14 protein-coding genes are annotated in these 20,189 nt (G+C 72.1%); 5 read left to right on the top strand and 9 right to left on the bottom strand.

Annotated elements, in window-relative coordinates; genetic code table 11:
- Window positions 1-5 precede the first annotated feature (5 nt).
- Complete coding sequence (locus tag HF519_RS00675) at window positions 6-2,036, top strand: glycosyltransferase (RefSeq protein ID WP_169409616.1); 2,031 nt, start codon at window positions 6-8, stop codon at window positions 2,034-2,036.
- Window positions 2,037-2,101: 65 nt separating this feature from the next.
- Here HF519_RS00675 and HF519_RS00670 read toward each other — a convergent pair whose 3' ends face one another.
- From HF519_RS00670 to HF519_RS00660, 3 genes are all read right to left on the bottom strand, one after another.
- Window positions 2,102-4,027: a glycosyltransferase gene (locus tag HF519_RS00670; protein WP_169409615.1), complete on the bottom strand. Its 1,926-nt coding sequence runs from the start codon at window positions 4,025-4,027 to the stop codon at window positions 2,102-2,104.
- Between the two features lie 105 nt (window positions 4,028-4,132).
- Window positions 4,133-7,168 (bottom strand): arabinosyltransferase domain-containing protein, encoded by a 3,036-nt coding sequence (locus HF519_RS00665; protein WP_169409614.1) that lies wholly within the window; start codon window positions 7,166-7,168, stop codon window positions 4,133-4,135.
- 77 nt (window positions 7,169-7,245) lie between these two features.
- On the bottom strand, window positions 7,246-10,494 hold the full coding sequence (locus HF519_RS00660) for an arabinosyltransferase domain-containing protein (RefSeq protein ID WP_169409613.1): 3,249 nt from the start codon (window positions 10,492-10,494) through the stop codon (window positions 7,246-7,248).
- Between the two features lie 211 nt (window positions 10,495-10,705).
- Here HF519_RS00660 and HF519_RS00655 point away from each other — a divergent pair, with 211 nt between their 5' ends.
- Window positions 10,706-12,301, top strand: coding sequence for an acyltransferase family protein (locus HF519_RS00655; RefSeq protein WP_169409612.1), 1,596 nt, complete (start codon window positions 10,706-10,708; stop codon window positions 12,299-12,301).
- Between the two features lie 73 nt (window positions 12,302-12,374).
- Entirely contained in the window at window positions 12,375-13,022 is a 648-nt protein-coding gene (locus tag HF519_RS00650; RefSeq protein ID WP_169409611.1) for a nitroreductase family protein, read from the top strand.
- 57 nt (window positions 13,023-13,079) lie between these two features.
- Here HF519_RS00650 and dprE2 read toward each other — a convergent pair whose 3' ends face one another.
- On the bottom strand, window positions 13,080-13,835 hold the full coding sequence (gene dprE2 / locus HF519_RS00645) for a decaprenylphospho-beta-D-erythro-pentofuranosid-2-ulose 2-reductase (RefSeq protein ID WP_169409610.1): 756 nt from the start codon (window positions 13,833-13,835) through the stop codon (window positions 13,080-13,082).
- Window positions 13,835-15,196, bottom strand: coding sequence for a decaprenylphosphoryl-beta-D-ribose oxidase (gene dprE1 / locus HF519_RS00640; protein WP_169409609.1), 1,362 nt, complete (start codon window positions 15,194-15,196; stop codon window positions 13,835-13,837). Before dprE1 ends, dprE2 begins: the two co-directional genes overlap by 1 nt.
- Window positions 15,197-15,286: 90 nt before the next feature.
- On the opposite strand from dprE1, the gene HF519_RS00635 reads away from it, so the two are divergent.
- Complete coding sequence (locus HF519_RS00635; protein ID WP_169409608.1) at window positions 15,287-15,895, top strand: DUF1707 SHOCT-like domain-containing protein; 609 nt, start codon at window positions 15,287-15,289, stop codon at window positions 15,893-15,895.
- Between the two features lie 321 nt (window positions 15,896-16,216).
- Window positions 16,217-16,630: a GtrA family protein gene (locus tag HF519_RS00630; protein WP_169409607.1), complete on the top strand. Its 414-nt coding sequence runs from the start codon at window positions 16,217-16,219 to the stop codon at window positions 16,628-16,630.
- 154 nt (window positions 16,631-16,784) lie between these two features.
- Here the strand turns inward: HF519_RS00630 and glfT1 are convergent, their stop codons facing one another.
- The 4 genes from glfT1 to HF519_RS00610 all read right to left on the bottom strand — a co-directional run bounded on the left by glfT1 (window position 16,785) and on the right by HF519_RS00610 (window position 20,102).
- Complete coding sequence (gene glfT1, locus HF519_RS00625) at window positions 16,785-17,720, bottom strand: galactofuranosyltransferase GlfT1 (protein WP_312859814.1); 936 nt, start codon at window positions 17,718-17,720, stop codon at window positions 16,785-16,787.
- A complete protein-coding gene (gene wzt / locus HF519_RS00620; RefSeq protein WP_169409606.1) occupies window positions 17,717-18,481 on the bottom strand; it encodes a galactan export ABC transporter ATP-binding subunit Wzt/RfbE in 765 nt (254 codons plus the stop codon). The genes glfT1 and wzt overlap by 4 nt, the downstream gene beginning before the upstream one ends.
- A gap of 13 nt (window positions 18,482-18,494) precedes the next feature.
- Complete coding sequence (wzm, locus tag HF519_RS00615; RefSeq protein WP_312859818.1) at window positions 18,495-19,367, bottom strand: galactan export ABC transporter permease subunit Wzm/RfbD; 873 nt, start codon at window positions 19,365-19,367, stop codon at window positions 18,495-18,497.
- Between the two features lie 168 nt (window positions 19,368-19,535).
- Window positions 19,536-20,102, bottom strand: coding sequence for a bacterial proteasome activator family protein (locus HF519_RS00610; RefSeq protein ID WP_281358354.1), 567 nt, complete (start codon window positions 20,100-20,102; stop codon window positions 19,536-19,538).
- Window positions 20,103-20,189: the final 87 nt, after the last annotated feature.

Below are 20,189 nucleotides of genomic sequence, written 5' to 3'. Positions count from 1 at the left end.
AGCTGATGACCGACGCGGCCACGATCCAGAAGACCGGTCGACGGAAGCCGGCCCCGCGCTCCCAGGCGGCGCCCCCGGACCCGCACCGGTCCGAGAGCCTGCTGCAGCGGGTCATCCTGCCGCGCACCGCCGACCCGTTGAGCGTCCGCTCGCTGTACATGGACGAACGCTCCGGTACCCGGCTGGCCCCGGTGGAGCCGGATCCGGCTGAGCCGACGGCGAAGTCGCTGAACCTGACGGTCTCCGCCGTCACCGGCCGCCGGCTGCGCCCGACGTCCCGGACCACTGCCGTGCTGCCGGAGCAGAGCGAGGTCTCCTTCGGCGCCTACTTCAACGGCTTCGCGGCGGGGTACTGGCGGCGCTGGTCGACCCTCACCGAGGTGCACCTGAAGCTCTCCCTGGAGGGCACCGGCCGGGTCGACGTCTACCGCTCCAAGGCCGACGGCTCGCACATCTACGTGCGCGGCGAGGTGCTGACCACCCCCGGCCGCCACGAGCTCGACATCGAGCTCGACCTGCGTCCGTTCGAGGACGGTGGCTGGTACTGGTTCGACCTCACCACCGACTCCGACGAGCTGGCCCTGCACTCCGGCGGCTGGTACGCCCCCGCGAACGCGCCCGGTCGCGCTGCGGTGACGATCGGCATGCCGACGTTCAACCGGCCCGCCGACTGCGTCGCCACCCTGACCGCGATCGGTGAGGACCCGCTGGTCCTCGACGCGGTCACCGCCGTGATCATTCCGGATCAGGGCAACCAGAAGGTCCGCGACCAGGCCGGCTACGCCGAGGCGGCGGCCGTGCTCGGGGACCGGCTGCGGATCATCGACCAGCCGAACCTCGGTGGCTCCGGTGGCTACGCCCGCGTCATGTACGAGGCGCTGGGCAGCACCGACTGCGAGCAGATCCTGTTCATGGACGACGACATCCTGCTCGAGCCCGACTCGATCCTGCGGGCCGTCGCGTTCTCCCGGTTCTCCCGCGAGCCGATGCTCGTCGGCGGCCAGATGCTGTCCCTGCAGGCCCGTTCGCACCTGCACTCGATGGGCGAGGTCGTCGACCGCAACGCCTTCATCTGGCGCGACGCCCCGCAGACCAAGGGCAACCACGACCTCGCCGACCAGACGCTGCGCCAGACCCCCTGGTTGCACAGCCGCACCGACGTCGACTACAACGCCTGGTGGATGTGCCTGATCCCGCGGCGGGTCGCCGAGGACCTCGGTCTGCCGCTGCCGCTGTTCATCAAGTGGGACGACGCGGAGTACGGCCTGCGGGCCCGTTCCCGCGGCTACCGCACGGCCACCGTGCCGGGCATCGCGATCTGGCACATGTCGTTCATCGAGAAGGACGACACCAGCGACTGGCAGGCCTACTTCCACTACCGCAACCGGCTGGTCGCCGCCGCGCTGCACGGCCCGGACAGCCCGAAGGCACTGCTCAAGGACACGTTCAAGCGCACCCTTCGGCACCTGATGCTGATGGAGTACTCGGCGGTGGCGCTGCAGGCGATGGCGCTGCGCGACTTCCTGACCGGCCCCGAGGCCCTGTTCCCGAAGCTGCCGGTGGTGCTCGGCGAGATCCGGGCCAAGCGCGCGGAGTACGACGACGGCCGCCCGCTCAACTCGGCCACCCAGGTCCCGCTGTCCGAACTCGACGCGCTCGCCTCGCAGGTCTTCCCCGAGCCGCCGGTCGGCAAGGTCAAGGTGGGCCTCGGTCTCGCGCGCGGGGTGCTGCGCAACCTGAAGACGCCGGCGCCGGTGCACCGGACCGTCCCGCAGCGCAACGTCCCCTCCCGCAACGCGCAGTGGTTCGTGCTGGCCCAGCTCGACTCCGCGACGGTCTCGACGCCCGACGGCCGCGGTGTCACGTTCCGCCGGCGTGACCCGGAGCTGTTCCGCGCCATGATCAAGGAGTCGGTGGCGCTGCACCGGGAGATCGCGCGAGCGTGGCCGGAGCTGCGCCGGCGCTACCGCGCTGCGCAGGAGTCGCTGACCAGCCGTGAGGGCTGGAAGCACATCTTCGACGTCCATCCGGCCTGACGGATCTGATGACGGTGCCCCCTCGGCTACGGCCGAGGGGGCACCGTCACGTCTGGCGCTACCAACTACTCCGCTCGGGATTCCTCGATGCCGTAGAGCCGGGCCCAGTTCTCCCGGCTGGTCAGCATCGGCTGGGCGGCGCGATAACGTTCCGCGACCGCCGGGCCCTCGGCGGCGAACCGGCGCAGCAGCTTCGCCCCGCGGATCGTGAGCTCGCGCATCCGCGCCCTGTCGCGGGTGCGGACCCGGACGCCGGTCTCCGCCATGTCGGTCACCACGGCCCGCTCGAACAAGGACACGTGCCACCAGTGCGCATCACCGGCCGGGATAAGCCCGGTGCGGTGCGTCGCCTTTCCTGCGACCTGGTAGACCGCGCGCTTCAGCCAGGTCATGCCCATCATGCGGGGCTCCGGAGCGGCGCGCACCACCTGCAGGTCACGGAAGTCGTGCGGCTGCTCGGACACAGAATGCGCCACGGTCTCCGGGTAAGCCGCGCGGATCCGACGGATCTCCGCCGCCGCTGCAGCCGAACCGTCGTGCAGGATCTCCGGGCCGATCAGGAAGTCCTCGACGGCCTGTAGCAGGGTGGCGGTCAGCCCGTAGTGCATACCGATCAGATATTGGCCGAGCAGCACCGAGATCTGCTTGCCGATGGTCTTGACCGAGAAGCCGGTGTGCAGTGCGGCGGTGATGAGCGCATTACGCAGATTGAAGTAGCGGTGCCACTCGTCCCAGTCCTTCCAGCCGAAGTCGGCGTGCCACAAGCCGGCCCCTGGGAGCGACACGGTGGGGAAGCCGTGCGCACGGGCCCGATAGCCGTACTCGACGTCGTCCCACTGGAAGAACATCGGGAGGGGATAGCCGACGGCCCGCACGATCTCGGCGGGGATCAGGCAGGCCCACCAGCCGTTGTACTCGGTGTCGACCCGCCGCTCCTGAACGTTGGGCAGGTTCCGCTCGTCCAGGCCGAGTAGATCCGTGTCGTGGAATGCCTCCGCCACCGGCAGCCCTGCCGCCAGTCGCTCCGGGTCGGCGTACTCCGCTCCAATGTGCAGGTGGGTGGGATGCAGCAGGTTCAGCATCTGCCCGCCGACGATGGTCGGACGGGTGGTGTGGTTCGCGAATGCCGTGAGCCGGATGAGGATCTCCGGCTCCAGCAGCACGTCATCGTCCATGAACACCACGTCGGAGTGCGTAGCCGCGTCCGTTCCGGTGGCCTCGAACAGACCGCGGGTGAAACCGCCTGCCCCGCCCAGGTTGGGTTGGCGCAGATAGCGAAGCTGCTCGCCGAAACGGGCGGCAACCTCGGCGAAACGCGGGCGCGACTCCACGGGGTCGCCGCCCTGGTCCACGACGTAGACGGTGTCGACACCGCTGAGCGACTCCGGATCGTCCGCCATTGCCTCGAGGGTGTTGAGGCAGTCGTCCACCCGGTTGAAGGTGCAGACGACCACGGACACCGGCCGCACCGCAGTGGGCGCGGCGACGGTCCAGCGCACGTCCTCGACGAGGAGCTCATCGGCCTCGGTCGTGAACTCGAGCCACAGCCCGCCGCCGTCGACGAAACGGTCGATTCGGGCGGTCAGCCGGATGGTGCCGCGGTCGGCGTCATGGGCTTCGTGGGCGGCGACGATCCGCCAGACTTTGTTGGTGTCCGACGCCATCAGCCGAATCCGCCCGGACCCGGTGACCAGTGCCTCCACCTCGACCTCGGTCACTGTGGTCCAACGCTGCCAGTAGGTGGCGTGGACCCGACCGAAGTAGGTGTTGGTCGTGACGTGGCTGCCCGGTGACAGTTCCAGCCGATGGCGCTCCCGCCGGGCCAGCCCCTTGGTCACCTCTGCGTACAGGTCTTCAGGTACGAGCGCCGACGGTCCTGCGAACAACCCACGCTGGGCGACGATGCGTCGTGCTCCGGGCTCCTGGGGCGTGCCGGAGGAGCCCTCGCCGGATGGTGTCGGCGTCTCGGTGGTGCCGGGTGAGCCAAGCATGCGAAGCAGTTGTCCTCCGGTCGGGATCGGGAGCGCAGGGGTGCCCCGTCAGCCACATTCTGGGTCAAGCAGGCGGGGCCGGGTTCGCCGGGCTCGGCGCGTCGCTCAACCGATGGGGTCCAAGTCTGGTACCCGGGCGCGGCCGCTGTCGTGCCAGTCGGCGACGACGCCGCTGGTCACGGTGGGTTCGGGCGTTACGACCGGACTGGTCGGCACCCACCGGTACAGCTGCGCGGCGTCGCGCGTCGGATCGTCGCGCAGGTAGGTGGCCATCCGCTGCTCGGTGACCAGCAGTCGCGGTGCGGCGAAGGGCCCGCCGAGCGTGGGACTGTAGGTGATCCCCGCGGCGGGATCGTCCTGCGGTGGCCCGACGCGCCACTGCGCGAGTGCGGCCGCGCCCAGGGCGAGCGGCTCGGGTCGCAGGCACGGGAACACGAACGCCACCGGCCAGTCCAGGATCGCCCGGGTACCTGCGGGGAGGAGCTCTGCCATCGGGGTCAGGCGTGGCACCCGCGGCAACGAGGCGACCGCCGGGGTGCCGAGCACGCTCCCGGGCACGGCGGGAGCTTCCACCATGAGCCGCACCACCTCGGCGTCGGCGGGGGCGATCAGCCGCCGGTCCGTGGCCGTCCCGTCGGCGGCGTCCACGGGCTGGTCCGCGACGACGCGGTAGCCCGGCCGGAGGCCCGGGCCGGCGTTCGAGCCGAACTCCGCACGCAGCGCCTGCCCGGGCTGCATCCGGCCCGACACCGTGACCACGACGGGCAGCCGGCCGGCCCGCTGCTCGGGATCGAGGGCGAACCACGGCGTGCTCCCGGTCTCGGCCACCGCGACACCCGGCATGGCTCGGCCCCCCAGGTCCGCGGGGACCACGGGCAGCGTCGGTCCGGCGACCGCGACCGCGGGTAGCGCGCCGGCTGCCGGATCGGTCTCGACCGACAGGGCCTCCTGCAGTCCGCACGGTCGCCCGTCGAGCGTGGCCAGAGCGTCGGACGCGAGGGTGTAGCCGTCGCGGTGGGCCAGGCTCACCCGGACGAAGCTCAGGACCTGCAGCCCGAGCACCGCGAGCACGAGGACGAGGGCGACGAGGGCGGGGGCCGGCACCCGGCGGGCGGGTGCCCGTCCCGGGAGGAGCGTGTCCGCGGGGCCCGGCGCGGCCCGCCGCCATGCCGACCGCGCGAGCAGCACGGCCACGATCAGCCCGCCGCCGACCAGCCAGAGCGTGGCCAGCGGGATACCGGCGACCAGGGGCGGAACCGTGCTCCAGGTGAGGCCGTAGAAGCCCGACACGTAGGGCCAGGCGTTGTAGCCGGCCAGCACCAGAGCTCCGACCAGCGTCAATGCGCCCAGCCCGGCGAGCATCGGCCGTTCGGCACCCGTGGACCGTCGACGCAGGGCAGCGGCCGAGAACGCCACCAGGCCCAGCAGGAGCACGGCGGCACCGACCCCGGCGACGTCACCGAAGTGCTGGGTCCACTTCGTGGGGGCGGCGGCCATGACCAGCAGGGCCAGCAGGAACCCGACGACGATCCGGCGGGCCGGGCCCCCCGCGATGCCCGGCCTGCCGCCGCGGGTGACGGCCCAGAGCACTCCGGCGGCGGCGAGCAGGCTCAGCAGCACCGGCGCGCGCTTGCCGATGGCGCCCTGGAAGTTGTCCGGCTCGACCAGCAGCGCGTAGCGCTCGTACTCCTGGTACCAGTGCTGCCCGCCGCCGATCAGCGTCCGCACCCGGATGGCCTCGAGAACCGCGGCCAGGCTCTGGTCGGCGAACATCAGCAGCAGCGCCGCCGCAGGCGCGGCGACGAGCGCGGCCGGCAGCGCCGGCCTGTGCAGGTCGGTGCGCGCCCGCAACAGCCGCAGGACCGGCACGCCCGCAGCCACGAACGGCACGAACGCCATCAACCCGGCCGGGGTGATCGCCGTGGTCACCCCGGCCGCGAGGAGGCCGACGGTGAGCGGGAACACCGCCCGCGTCGCGATCGCCCGCTCGACGGCCACGAACACCGCCAGCAGCCCGATCGCGACCCACGGCTCCGGGCGCAGCCCGAGGTTGAACGGCAGCCACCATGCGGCGAAGGCGACGGCCGCCAGCCACCGGACGCGCCCCCGCCCGGCTGCCCGTGGCAGCAGCCGGGGCACCACGGCACGCGACAGCAACACCCAGCACGCCAGCCCCAGTAGCGCCGAGGGCAGTCGCAGCCACACCGTCGACGGGGAGATCTGTGACCACGCGTAGTACAGGTCGTAGAACCAGCTGAACGGGGCCTCGGGGGCGTTCAGCCAGCGGTAGACGTTGCCGATGAAACCGCTGCTGCGGCGGTTGCGCACGATGCCGGCGATGTATCCGTCGTCGACCGTGACCGGACCGATGACCCACCACAGCCCCAACAGGCCGGTGACGGCGATGTCGACGACCCGCGGCCGCCACCAGCACCGGGGCAGCGCCCGGACCGGGGCCCGGACGTGCCGGTCGGCGCGGCGCAGGGCGGCCAGCATGCCCAGCAGGGCGAGCACGCACACCACCGCGAGGGCAGCCTTGAGCGGGCTGATCGTGGTCTGGAAGCGGGTGTCGGCGGTCAGCCGCAGGCTCAGGCCGCTCGCGTCGGTGGCCTCGGTGAACGCGCCGACGACGGCGGGACGCAGGTCCCCTGCCCGGGAGACGAGCGGAACGCCGTCGAGCAGCACGGTGGTCCGGGCCGGGTCCGACGTGACGGTGACGGTGCAGTCACCGGCCGGCAGCGGCCAGGAGCCCAGCTCGATCCCGGCGCTGGACACCTCGAGTGCCCCCGCGGCGGACCTCACGCGCAGCCCGGTGAGCGGCTGCGCCCCGGGATCCGCGCGCAGCGGCACCGTCGACAGCAGGACTCCGCTCGTCCGCGCCGCCGCAGCGCAGTCGGCCGAGGCCGTCAGCTCCACCGGCTGATACGGCATGAGCGGGATCGCAGCCGGGGTCGGGTCGGACCCCGACGGCGGCCAGGCGTAGGTCACGACAGGCTGATGCACCGATGCGAACGGGAACGCCAGTGCGGCGAGTGCGGCGACCAGTCCCAGGATCAGGACCAGCCGCCGCGGTGCCCCGCGATCCTCCGTGGGCTGCGGCTCCTGGGAGGTGTCCGCCTCCGACGGGGTGGGCGAGAGCACCGGGCCACGGTAGGCCAGCGAATCCGGTTCGCGACCATCCGCCCGGTTTGGCTCGGCGGGGTTCTGTGCCATGTCGGTCAGCGCGCGATGCTCGGCCGCCCGGCCGGCGGTTCGCCCATCGGCCCGTCCTGCTGCCAGCCCCAGCGCTGCCGGGTACCGGTGACGACGTCCGGCCTCGCGCCGTCGGGAACCCATTGAGTGAGCAGCCGCAACTGGCCCGGGTCACGGTCCCACTGCCCGTCCAGGTACAGCGGAACGAGGCGCTGACGAGCGGCCTCCGGAATCCACGCGAGCGGTCCACCCGCCGACGCCGACGACCAGCTCTCGCCGACCGCACGCTGCTGCGGATCGGCCAGCAACCGGTACCGCGGCACCTCGGCGATCCCGTCGGTCACCGCGAACGGACGCAGGCACGGATTGGGGAACGTGGTCGGCCAGTCGAGCATGCCGGGCTGCGCGGCGATGTCGGTCAGCGGGGTCAGCTGCGGCACCCGCGGCGGGGCCACGGCCAGCCAGCCCTCGGGATTCAGCGAGCGGTCCTCGGCCACCACCCGGACCCGGTCGGCCTCGGCGGCGTCGCGGCCGGACAGGTCCAGCCGCAGGTCCCGCCAGCCCCCACCGGTGGCCGCGACGCCGCCGGGATCGGCGGTGCTCGCGACGGCGGCGCTCCCGTCCGGCTCGATGCGGTCGATCGTCTCGACGCGCTCGCCGTCGGCCCGGCCGAACTCGAGGGTGAGCGCGCTGCCGTCACCGAGCCGGCCGGCGATCGCCACGATCAACGGAGCGTCGCCACGGCGTGCCTCGTCCGGCAACGCGTACCACCCGGACCGCAGCGACGCGGTCGTGCTGCCCTCCGGGCGGTAGCTGCCCAGCACCTGCCCCAGCGCCGGGCCGGCCGCGGCCGCGGTGACGGTGGCGTCGCTGCTGCCGTCCCCGTTGGTGTCCGCAGCCGACCCCGGCCCGGTGCTCGGCACCCCCTCGGGGACGAACCCGGTGATCACCGCCTGCTCCGGGTCCGGCCCGACCGGTGCCGCGGGCGCGAGCACCCCGGAGGCCGGATCGTTCTCCACGAGCAGTCGCCCGGCCAGTCCGCATCCCGACCCGGTCGGGTCGGACAGCACGTCGGAGCCGAGGGAGTAGCTGCCTCGCTGCTTCGTGACGCCCTTGGCCAGCGAGGCGACCTGGAACAGCACCAGCAGCCCGCAGATGACCGCGAGCGGTGCCGTCCCGAGCCGCAGCGCGCGCCCGGCGCGGTCCGAGCGCGCGGGACGGCCCGGCCGCTCCGGCCGGGGCGGCCGGGCGGTCTCCGGTCCGCGGATGTGCTCCACCGCGGCCACGACGAGCACCACCGCGGCCGCCAGCAGCAACGCGGTGGACGCCGCGTACCCGCCGACCGACGGTGGCTTGTCGAACCACGGGACGCCCCAGTTCGACACGTACCACCAAGTGTTGGGCCCGGTGAACGCGAGCGCGCTGACAGTGAGCACCGCGGCCAGGAACAGCATCCGGTTGCGCCGCGACCGCAGCACCCCGGCGCTCGTGGCCAGCGCCGCGAGGGCGGCCACCCCCGCACCGAGGGCCGCGAAGGCGCCGAAGTGGTGGGTCCACTTGGTCGGGGTCAGGGCGAGCACCCCGAAGGCGGCCACGGTGCTGCCGATCAGCCGCATCGCCGGGCCGGTCGCGGCGCCGGGGATCCGCCCCCGGCGCAGCAGGACGACGACGGTCACCGCGGCACACAGCACGAGCAGCAGGACCGGGAACCGGCGGGCCAGGGAGCCGTCCCGGGTTTCGGAGAACAGCAGTTGGTAGCGGTACAGCTCGGAGAACCAGGACATGTTCGGCCCGATCTGCGTGCGCACCCGGGTCGCTTCGACGATCGTTGCGGCCGTCTGGTCGCCGAACACCGCCACCAGCACGATCGTCCCGGCTGCGCTCAGCGGGGCCAGCACTCCCAGCCATCCGTCCCGGGCCGAGCGCTCGCGGACCAGGGCCAGCAACGGGCGGCCCGCGGCGAGGAACGGCGCCGCGGCCATCAGACCGGTCGGCGTCGCGGCGACGGCGAAGGCGGCGGCCACCAGGCCCAGTGCCAGCGGCAGCAGCCTGCGGATGACGAGTGCGTGCTCGACCGCGCACAGCGCCAGCAGCGCGGCCAGCACGACGACCGGCTCGGGGCGCAGACCGTTGTTGAACGGCAGCCAGAAGCAGAGGAAGACACCCGCGGCCGCCCAGCCGGCGGCGCCGCTGCGGCGCACCTGTCGGCCGAGCCGCGGCAGCATCCGGCGGCTGAGCAGCAGCCAGCAGACGACGCCCATCGCGAACGCGGGCAACCGCAGCCAGACGATCGACTGGCTGATGTCCGTCCACGCGGCGTAGACCTGGTAGAACCAGCCGAAGGGCGCTTCCGGGACGTCGAACCAGCGGTAGTAGTTGCCGACGTAACCCGAGTTCTGGGCGTCGCGGACCATGGTCAGGATGAAGCCGTCGTCAGCGGTGACGCTGCCGATCATGAACCACGTGGCCAGCACGCCTACGACCGCGATGTCGCGCGCGACATCGGCCCGCCGTGCGCGCGACGGGCGGGGCAACGCTCGCGGGACCTGCCTGCCGTGCCGTCCGTCGAGTCGGCGCAACCCCCACAGCGCACCCAGCAGCGCGAGCACCGCGGCGATGCCCGCCGCCGTCTTGAGCCCGGTCGGGGTGCTGTCGAAGCGGTTGTCGACGGCGATCCGCACCGCCGTCCCGGCGATGTCGTCCCGCGTTCCGTCGAGGTCGGAGTACACGCCCACGACCTGAGGGCGATGATCGCCGGACTCGTCGAGCAATGACGTTCCGCCGAGGGCCGCCGTCGTCGACGTCGCGTCGGAGGTGATGGACAGGGTGCAGCCGGGGGTGGGTGCCGGCAGCGGGGCGAGCGCGATCCGCTGGCCGCGATTGCTGAAGCTCAGCGCACCGTCGGCCACGGTCACCGTCAGCCCGACGAGCGTTCCGTCGGGGGAGGTGGGCGGTGTCGTGGAGAGCACCGTGGCAGGGCCGGGGGACCGGGCGTCCAGCGCGGAGATCGCGGCACAGTCGATGTCGGCGACGAGCCGCTCCGGCCGCAGCGCGACCAGCGGCGCGGTCACCGGGGCGGTGCCACCGGCGGCCGACGGCCAGCGCAGCTCGGCGGTGTCCTGCTCGACGGGCAGGAAGGGGAAGGCGATGGCGAGCAGGGCGGCCAGCAGCCCGAGCCCGGCCGCGGCACGGCGTCCCCATCGGTCGGTGCGCGAACCGGAGAGCGGATGAAGATCGCGACCCCCGTCGACGGTCACCTGCTCGGAGGTCAACACGGCCGCGAGGCTAGACAGGTGCCGGCGTACCCGGACGGGCCACCTCATGACCCGTCTGGCCGTCACTGTCCGGAACTACGACGCCGTCATCTGAACGGGCTAATATCCGAATGGCGGCAGGACATAACGGACTGTGAGTAGTCGATTGCTCCGTTCAGGCCCAGTTGGGGGTCGCCCGTAACGCGTATCGGGGCCCATCGTTGCCGCACATGTGACGACGACCGCAGAACCTACCGCTCCCGGCGCGCCCCGAGCGGGTGGGGAGCTGCGGGCCCTCACCGGGCTGCGGATCGTCGCGGCGGTCTGGGTAATGCTGTTCCACTTCCACTTCACCGCTCTGCCCGGTGTCGCGGGCGTCGTCGAGGTGGTCGGCCCGCTGCTCACGGCGGGAGCACTCGGGGTGGACCTCTTCTTCGTGCTCAGCGGTTTCGTGATCGCCTATACCTACCTCGAGAAGATGGGGCCGGCATTGCGAGCGGGCTCCGCCACCCGCTTCGTGTGGGCCCGCGCGTGCCGGATGTGGCCCGCGTACGTCGTCGTCTTCAACCTATTCGGTCTCTGGATCGGGGCCCGGTTGCTCTTCGGCAGTGACGACCAGATCGCCTTCCAGGGGGTCCAGCCGGTCGTCAGCGTCGGAGCATGGCTCGAGCAGCTGCTCATGGTCCACCTGTGGGACCACGCCTTCTTCGACGGCGCCTCGTGGGTGGGCTCGACCTGGTCCATCAGCGCCGAGTGGCTGGCCTACGTGCTGTTTCCCGTCGCAGTCGTCGTCTTCTATCGGCTGCGCAACATGCCGCCCCCGCTGCTCGCGCTCGGTGCGCTGGCGCTGATGGGGCCGATGGCGTGGGCGTACCTCAGCGAGGGAAGCCCCTACTTCCCGTGGAGCTGGATGGTCCGCATCCTGTGCGGCTTCAGTGCCGGGGTCCTGACCTACCTGGTCGTGCGCCGGATGACCGCCACTGTTCGGATCCGCCGTGCCGCCTCGCTGATCGCCACGATCACGCCGTTCCTGATCGCGGCAGGCCTGTGTCTCGGCGAGCTGGTCGGGCCGGGCCGGGGTGGTGCGGTGATCGCGCTGTTCCCGGTGCTCGTCGGGTCGCTGGCGCTGGCCGATCGCGGTGTGGCACGGGCGCTGTCGACGCGCTGGTCAGTGCACGGCGGGCGCATCTCGTACAGCCTGTACCTCGTCCACATCCCGATCTTCGAGGTCTACTGGTTGGCGATGGCCTACTTCCCGGCGCTGTGGCAGCCGACCGTCACCGCCCACGTCATCGGCGGTGCGGTCGTGCTGGTCACCTTCCCCGTGGCGCACGGGCTCCACCGCTGGATCGAGGAGCCGGCCCGGCTGCGGATGCGCGGGTGGTTCGGTGCGCGCCGGCCCCGCCCGGCCGCCGAGGTCGCAGCGGACTCCGACCCGGTCACCCGGGCGCTGCGGACGATCGCCGTGGGCGCCGGGGCTCCGGCCCCCCGGACGGCCGCCGCTGCCGCGGTGCGCCCCCACCCGGTGGCGGCGGCCCAGGCCTGGGCGGCTGCCCAGGCGGTCGCCGCGACCCGGGCCGCCGCTGCGGCCCGCCCCGGGCGGCCCGCCGTCTGCGCCCCGGCCGCTCTGTTCACCCCCTCGCACCGGCGCCGCGCGGCCGCGGTCACGGGCGAACAAGAGATGTTGCCGCCGGCGCCGCGCCGCCCTCGGCACGCGACGACCCGCACGACCACCCCGACGTTCGCCGCCGCGATCGCCGCGGCGGCGGCCATCGAAAGCCGGCAGCGCCGTCCGGCGCACCGGACCTGGGCTCAGGCCGGCAGCTGACCCGATTCCCGTCGGCGGTGAGTGGTCGTAGCCCCGCTCACCGCTCACGGGTGTCCACGACGATGATCGGGGCATGACCGAACTGCTGCCGCTGGATCCCGACGAACTACTGACCACCACGCGCTCGGTGCGCAAGCGGCTCGACCTCGACCGCCCGGTGCCCCTGGACGTCATCCGTGAGTGCCTCGAGGTCGCACTGCAGGCCCCGAGCGGGAGCAACATCCAGGGCTGGCACTGGATCGTGGTGACCGACCCGGACCAGCGCAAGGCCATCGCCGGCTACTACCGGCAGGCGTTCGACGCCTACCGCAACTCGCCTGGTTACGCGGGCTCCAAGCGCTACGACGACGAACGCAACGCCACGCAGGCCCGCGTCGCGTCCAGCGCCGAGTACCTCGCCGAGATCATGGCCGACGTCCCGGTGCTCCTCATCGGGGCGATCTTCGCGACCGAGGAGCTGCCGGCGGAAAACCAGGCCGGGCTGTGGGGGTCGCTGCTCCCGGCCGCGTGGAGCTTCCAGCTCGCCGCCCGTGCCCGCGGCCTGGGCAGCGCCTGGACCACGCTGCACCTGCAGTACGAGAAGGAGATCTCCGAGCTGCTCGGTATCCCGCCGCGAGTGCGACAGGGCGTGCTGCTCCCGGTCGCCTACAGCAAGGGAACGGACTTCAAGCCGGCGCCGCGCCAGCCGCTCGACACCGTGCTGCACGTCAACGGCTGGTAACCGCCCTCCGTGAGCGGCGATAGCGGCTGAAGCCACTATCGCCGCTCACGACAGAGATCAGGCCGGGATGCGGCGGAAGATCGCGCGCGGCAGGTGCCGCAGCACGCTCATCACGAGACGCAGCGGTGCCGGTGCCCACACCAGCTCCTTCTTGGAGCGCACCGCGTCCACCACCACCGCGGCGACCGCGTCGGGCGTGGTCGACAGCGGGGCGGCCTTGAGGCCCTCGGTCATCCGGGTGTGCACGAAGCCCGGCCGCACCACGGTGACCACCACACCGTGCGGGCGCAGTGCCTCGGTCAGGCCGGAGTAGAACGCGTCCATCCCGGCCTTCGTCGAGCCGTAGACGAAGTTCGAGCGCCGGGCCCGCTCGCCGGCCACCGACGACAGGGCGACCAACGCGCCGTGGCCCTGCTCGCGGAGGCGATCGGCCAGCGCCACCCCCACCGACACCGCGGCGGTGTAGTTGACCTGGGCCAGCTCGACCGCGGCGCTCACATCCGTCCAGGCCTGCTCGTTGTCGCCGAGCACCCCGAACGCGACGAGCGCGACGTCGATGTCCCCGCCGGCGAACGCCTTGCGCACCACGTCGGCGTGGGTGTCGGTGGCGCGGGCGTCGAAGTCGATGGTCTCGACCGCGCAGCCGGCGGTCTCCAGGCGCTTCTTCGCGGCGTCGAGCCGGTCGGAGGGGCGGGCGGCGAGGACGACCCGCAGTGGCCGATCGGAGGCGAACGCCTCGACCACGGCGAGCCCGATCTCCGAGGTGCCGCCCAGCACCAGGATGCTCTGCGGGTTGCCCACGGCATCGATCATCAGGTCAGCTCCAGCCGTCGTGACATGTCGGAGGCGAACACGCCTTCGGGGTCCACCGCGGCGCGGGTCTTGCGCCACTCGTCGAGACGCGGGTAGCCGCGGGCGAACGCCGCCGCCGACGTCCGCGACTCCTTCGCCAGGTAGAGCCGTCCCCCGGCGCTCAGGACCAGCTCGTCGAGCTCGTCGCAGAAGCGGTGCAGGCCGGGTGCGACGGGGAAGTCCACGGTGATCGTCCAGCCGGGCTGCGGGAACGACAGCGGCGCCTTGTTGCCCGCGCCGAAGCGCTTGAGCACGTTGAGCCCCGACGCGTGCGGGGACGCGGCGATCTTCTCGACGATCCGGCGGAACGTGTCCTCGGCGCCGAACGGCACCGCGAACTGGTACTGCAGGAACCCGCGCCGCCCGTACACCCGGTTCCAGTCGCCGAACAGGTCCAGCACCTGGTAGAAGGCGGTGATGTTCTGGATGGCGCCGCGCTGGCGTCTGGGGGCCTTGCGGTACCAGAGCTCGCTGAACGCCCGCAGCGTCACCGGGTTGGCCAGGCCGCTGGGGAACACGTCGGGGAACGTCAGCAGCTGCGGCGCATCGAACGTCAACGGCTGGGCGCGCTTCTTCACCGGCAGCTCGTCGACCTTCGCCAGCGAGCCCCGGGTGAGCACGGCCCGGCCGAGCTGGGCCCCTGTGGTCGTGGTGTCGAACCAGGCGGCGGAGTAGCCGTAGGAGTCGTCGGAGCCGTCGGTGAGCAGCGCCATCAGCTCGTCGAGGTCGGCGGTGCGGTCGGTGTCGACGACGAAGTACGCCGACTCGGTGCGGTGCAGCTGCACCGACGCCCGCACGATGACGCCGGTCAGGCCCATGCCCCCGACGGTGGCCCAGAACAGGTCGGCGTCCGGGCCGTCGGGGGTGAGTGTGCGGATCGTGCCGTCGGCCGTGACCAGGTCCAGGGACAGCACGTGGTTGCCGAAGCTGCCCTTGCTGTGGTGGTTCTTGCCGTGCACGTCGGCGCCGATCGCGCCACCGATCGTGACCTGCCGGGTGCCCGGCAGCACCGGCACCCACAGCCCGTGCGGCAGCGCGGCGCGCATCAGCGTGTCCAGGCTGACCCCGCCGTCCAGAACGACGACGCCGGTGTCCGGGTCGATCGAGTGGATGGTGTTCAGGCCGGTCATGTCCAGGACGGTGCCGCCGGCGTTCTGCGCGGGGTCGCCGTAGGACCGGCCGAGACCGCGGGCGATGACGCCCCGGGGTCCGGCGGCGGCGATCGTGGCCGCGACGTCCTCGGGGCGGTGCGGTGTGATGACCTCGGCGAGGGTGGGCGCGGTGCGACCCCACCCGCTCAGGCTCGTGCTCCGGCTCGACATCGGCGCCAGGCTACGCGGGTGGCGCCCCTGTCCCGGTTCCGGGCTTGAGCCTGCGCGACCTTCCGTGGGCGGACCACTATCCTCTGGCCGGTGAGCCTGCAGCCCCCGTCCGGCGACAGCCCGGGGATCCGCATCTCCGACGCGGACCGGGAGCGCGCCGCAGCCCGCCTGCATCAGGCGCTGTCGGAGGGTCGCATCACGGTGTCCGAGCTCGAGGAGCGCCTCGCCGTCGTCTATGCGGCCCGGTACGGCGCCGACCTCGCCCCGCCGCTGGCCGACCTGCCCGGCGGGGCGATCGATGTCACCGTGCCGCCGCCCCCGCTGTCGACTCCGGCCGGCCCGCCGATGGTGCTGCGCACCGGGATGGGTGGGCTACGCAGATCCGGTCAGTGGGCGGTGCCGGCCCGGCTGCGGGTGCAGAGCGGGATGGGCTCGGTCTACCTCGACTTCTGCGACACCCAGCTACCACACCCGGTGGTCGAGGTGGAGCTGGAACTCGGTGCGGGCTCGGCCCGACTGCTGGTCCCGGACGACGCAACCGCCGACGTCGACGGGCTCGTCGCGGCGATGGGTCACGTCCGCTCCAAGGTGCCGTCCGCGCCGGTCCCCGGCCGCCCGCACTTCAGGATCTACGGCCGCAGCGGCATGGGCTCGGTGACGGTGCGCCGCCGCTACCGTTTCGCCGGCCGCTTCTTCTGACCCGCGAGTCGGGGTTTCCAGGAGGGCGAGTCGGGGTGTCGCCGTCCGCGAGTCGGGGTGTCGCGGCGCGCGAGTCGGGGTGTCGCGGTGCGCGAGTCGGGGTGTCGCGGTGCGCGAGTCGGGGTGTTGCGGCGCGAGTCGGGGTGTTGCGGTGCGCGAGTCGCTGCGCAGCGGAACCGACGGCCCCTCGTCCCGCCGGCACACCCGGTCCGGCACTCCGAACACCGTGGGAACGACCGCAGTCGGCGCGTTCCGGGAACGCGGCACGCCGATCCGAAGCCGTCGGTCGGCCGTGCACGTCCCGGCCGATACCCTGGCCCGGTGACCGCGACGCGTTCGGAGCCGGCCGCCCTCGGCCTGGTCGGCCAGCTGAGCCGATTCGTCGCCGTGGGTGCGGTGTCGGCGCTCGTCGACTTCGGCTTCTACCACCTGCTGCTCTCCCTCGGCACCTGGGTGCACGCGGCCAAGGGCATCAGCTTCATCCTCGGCACCACGACGGCGTACCTGCTCAACCGGCGCTTCACCTTCACCGACACCGATGGCGGCAAGGGTCGCTTCGCGGCGTTCGTGGCGCTCTACGCGACGACGTTCGCGATCAACGTGGGGATGAACGCCCTGGCCCTGGCCTTGTTGCCGCAGATGCGGTTCGAGACCTCGATCGCATGGGTGGTCGCCCAGGGCTGCGCGACGGCGATCAACTTCGTGATGCTGCGGACGGTCGTCTTCCGCCGCTGACCGCGACTCGACCACGCGCCGATACCGCGACTCGCGCGCCCCGATACCGCGACTCGCGCGCGGGGATATCCCGACTCGCGCGCGGGGATATCCCGACTCGCGCGCGGGGATACCGCGACTTGCGCGCGGGGTACCGCGACTCGCGGGGGAGGGGTTATGCGCGGTCGAAGCGCTCCGCCCGGCCCTGGCGCAGCAGTCGCAGCCACTCGCCGAACGCCTTCGGGTCCCTCCGCGTGACGAGGAAGTACCACGCGAACCGCGGTACCTCGAGCAGCCCGATCCGGCGCATCCCCGGCTGGCTCATCAGGTATCCGCGGTTGCGGTAGGTGTAGTACCGCTTCACCGGGTCCTCGGGGTCCTGCGCGTGCAGTCGCCCGCCGAGCATCGGCTTGAACTCGTCCGAACCGTACGGGTGCAGGTACGCCGCGCGCAGACAGGTGCCGAACGGCAGCCCGGAGCGCACCATCCGACGGTGCATCTCGACCTCGTCACCCCGCACGAACAGCCGCAGGTCAGGCACCCCGATCACCTCCAGGGTGGAGGCCCGGAACAGCGCGCCGTTGAAGAACGACGCGATTCCCGGCAGGAGCTCGTCGTCCCCCTGGCCGTCGGCCGCGAGCAGGGCCGGGCGTGTCCGGTGCCAGGTCAGCCCCCGGCGCAGCGGGAACGCCAGGCGGTCCGGATCCGACTTGTCCGCGACGACGGGGGAGACGGCGGCCAGCCCACGCCGGGTCGCGGTGTCCATCAGGATGGCCAGCGCGGTCTCGTCAGCGGCGTGGCCGTCGTCGTCACCGAGCCAGATCCAGTCGGCGCCCATCGCGAGCGCTTGCAGCATGCCGAGCGCGAACCCACCGGCACCGCCCAGGTTGCGCCAGGACGGCAGCCACGTCACCGGCAGTCCGCAGGCCTCCACGACCTCGCGAGCCGGCTGATCGGGCCCGTTGTCGACGACGATGAGGTGCGCGATCGGGTGCGTCTGCTTGGCCATGGCGGCCAGCGAGTCGACCAAAAGGTCCGTGCGGTGCCGGGTGACGACGACGGCGACGACGGAGTCCGGCGGGAGCTGCGCCGATGTGGGCACAGCGCTCACCGGGCCTCCATCTCGGCCAGCACGTCGCGGCCCTTGTAGTGGTGCAGCACCTCGCGCAGCGGCCCGTGCTCCCGGACCGTGCCGTGGTCCATCCAGATCGCGGTGTCGCACAGGTCGGCGAGGAACTCGTCGGAGTGTGAGGCGAAGACCAGGATCCCCGACCGCTCGACCAGCTCGTTGAGCCGGTCGCGGGCCTTGGCCAGGAACTCGGCGTCGACGGCGCCGATGCCCTCGTCGAGCAACAGGATCTCGGGGTCGATGCTGGTCACGACGCCGAGCGCGAGCCGCACCCGCATGCCGGTGGAGTAGGTGCGCAGCGGCATCGACAGGTAGTCGCCGAGCTCGGTGAACTCCGCGATGTCGTCGACCCGCGCCTCCATCTGCTTCTTGGTCATCCCGAGGAACAGCCCGCGGATGAGGATGTTGTCCAGCCCGGAGATCTCCGGGTCCATGCCGACGGCGAGGTCGAAGACGGGCGCGACCTTGCCGTGGACGGCGGCGCGACCGCGGGTCGGCTCGTAGATGCCCGACATCAGCCGCAGCAGCGTCGACTTGCCGGCGCCGTTGTGCCCGACGAGCGCGACCCGGTCGCCCTTGCGCAACGAGATGTTGATGTCGCGCAGCGCCTCGATGATCGGCACCTTGCTCTCGGTGCCGATCCGGCCGCCGGCCTTGCCGAGGACTGCCTTCTTCAGCGACCTGCTCTTCGCGTCGAAGATCGGGAAGTCGACGCAGGCGCCGGCGATGTCGATGCTCACCATGTTCGGGCCGTCCTCACACCCAGTACGCGACGCGCGAGCGGTAGTTCCGCAGGCAGACCAGTGCGGCGGCCCAGCCGATCACGGTGATGACACCGACGATGGTCCAGTGCCGCCACACGATGTCGTGGCCGAGCAGCGGCTGGCGCAGGATCTCCACGAAGTGCATGGCCGGGTTCAGCTCGGCGATGCGGGCCCGCTCGGCGACGGCCGGGTTCGAGAGCAGTCGCTCGTAGGACCAGACGATCGGCGTCATGAAGAACACCAGCTGGGTGACGCTGGAGATGATCGGCGGGATGTCCCGGAACCGGGTCGCGATGATGCCCGACAGGATCGAGATCCAGCCGCCGTTGAACACGAGCAGGACGAATGCGGGGATCGCCAGCAGCAGCGACCAGTCGAGCGGCTGCGGAAAGATGATCATCAGGAGGCCCCAGATGACCAGGTTGTGCAGGAAGAACAGCGTCTGACGCCACACCAGCCGGTACACGTGCAGGCTCAGTGGCGCCGGCAGGAACCTGATCAGTCCCTCGTTGGCGATGAAGACCTCGCTGCCCTCGAGGATGCAGCCGCTGATGAAGTTCCAGATCAGCAGGCCGGTCGCCACGTAGGGCAGGAAGCTGTGCAGGTCCTCCTGGAACAACGCCGCGTACAGGATGCCCATGGCCGTCGCGATGACGCCCATGCTGATGCTGATCCACAGCGGACCGAGCACCGAGCGCCGGTAGCGCTGCTTGATGTCCTGCCAGCCGAGGTAGCCCCACAGGGTGCGCTGCTTCCAGCCCTGGCGTAGGTCGGCGAAGGCGCGCTGCCAGCTGCGCGGGCCCGGGGCGGCGTCGACGAGCGGGCGCGCATCCTCGGCCCGGTTGCCGTCCTCGGTCACGGTCACAGCCACGGACGCGAGGGTACCGGCGGGTGGCCGACCGCCTACCAGCGGTGGGACCACGGGCGACCGGGCCGGGCGCCCCGTCGCCACGAACGGCACTTTCGTTCAACAGGTCTGAACGAAAGTGCCGTTCGTGAGTGCACGGGGTCCGGGGGCCCGAGGTTCAGAGGGTCAGAGGTACTGGCCTGTGCCGCGGCCTGTGCCGTCGGGCATCGCCTGTCCGGGGTGGCCGCTCATCCCCGGCGGCAGTCCGCGGCGCATCTGCTCCAGCTGCTGGCGGGCGGCCATCTGCTGGGCGAACAGCGCGGTCTGGATCCCGTGGAACAGCCCCTCCAGCCAGCCGACGAGCTGCGCCTGCGCGATCCGCAGCTCTCCCTCCGAGGGCGTCCCCTCCTCGGAGAAGGGCAGGCTGAGCCGGTGCAGCTCCTCGCGCAGCTCGGGGGCGAGGCCCTGCTCCAGTTCCTTTATCGAGTTCTCATGGATCTCGCGGAGCCGGGCCCGCGACGCCTCGTCCAGCGGCGCCGCCCGTACCTCCTCGAGCAGCTGCTTGATCATGGTGCCGATACGCATGACCTTGGCGGGCTGCTCGACCATCGAGCCCACGCCCTGGTCCTCGCCGTTCTCGTCGTCGCCCGACTGCGGGACGCGGGCCATGCCGACCGGACGGCCGTCCGGTCCGATCACCATGACCTGCTGTTCGGCACTGTCTGCCGTGTTCTGGTCTGACGGCTCGCTCATGGCGTCCATCATGGCCCTGGACGTCGTTCGGTGCGGGACGGGCCGGGCGGTTGGACGGGGCCGTGGCCCGGGCCGCCGACCGGGCCT

Source organism: Pseudonocardia bannensis (assembly GCF_012911875.1).
GTDB lineage: Bacteria > Actinomycetota > Actinomycetes > Mycobacteriales > Pseudonocardiaceae > Pseudonocardia > Pseudonocardia bannensis.
This window is presented reverse-complemented; position numbering and strand designations above follow the sequence as displayed.

Coding starts and splice junctions, on each gene's coding strand:
- HF519_RS00670 (WP_169409615.1), bottom strand. CDS start 4,027: ATGCTTGGCTCACCCGGCACCACCGAGACGCCGACACCATCCGGCGAG.
- HF519_RS00650 (WP_169409611.1), top strand. CDS start 12,375: ATGACCGAACTGCTGCCGCTGGATCCCGACGAACTACTGACCACCACG.
- wzt (WP_169409606.1), bottom strand. CDS start 18,481: ATGGTGAGCATCGACATCGCCGGCGCCTGCGTCGACTTCCCGATCTTC.
- HF519_RS00610 (WP_281358354.1), bottom strand. CDS start 20,102: ATGAGCGAGCCGTCAGACCAGAACACGGCAGACAGTGCCGAACAGCAG.
- dprE1 (WP_169409609.1), bottom strand. CDS start 15,196: ATGTCGAGCCGGAGCACGAGCCTGAGCGGGTGGGGTCGCACCGCGCCC.
- HF519_RS00675 (WP_169409616.1), top strand. CDS start 6: ATGACCGACGCGGCCACGATCCAGAAGACCGGTCGACGGAAGCCGGCC.
- dprE2 (WP_169409610.1), bottom strand. CDS start 13,835: ATGATCGATGCCGTGGGCAACCCGCAGAGCATCCTGGTGCTGGGCGGC.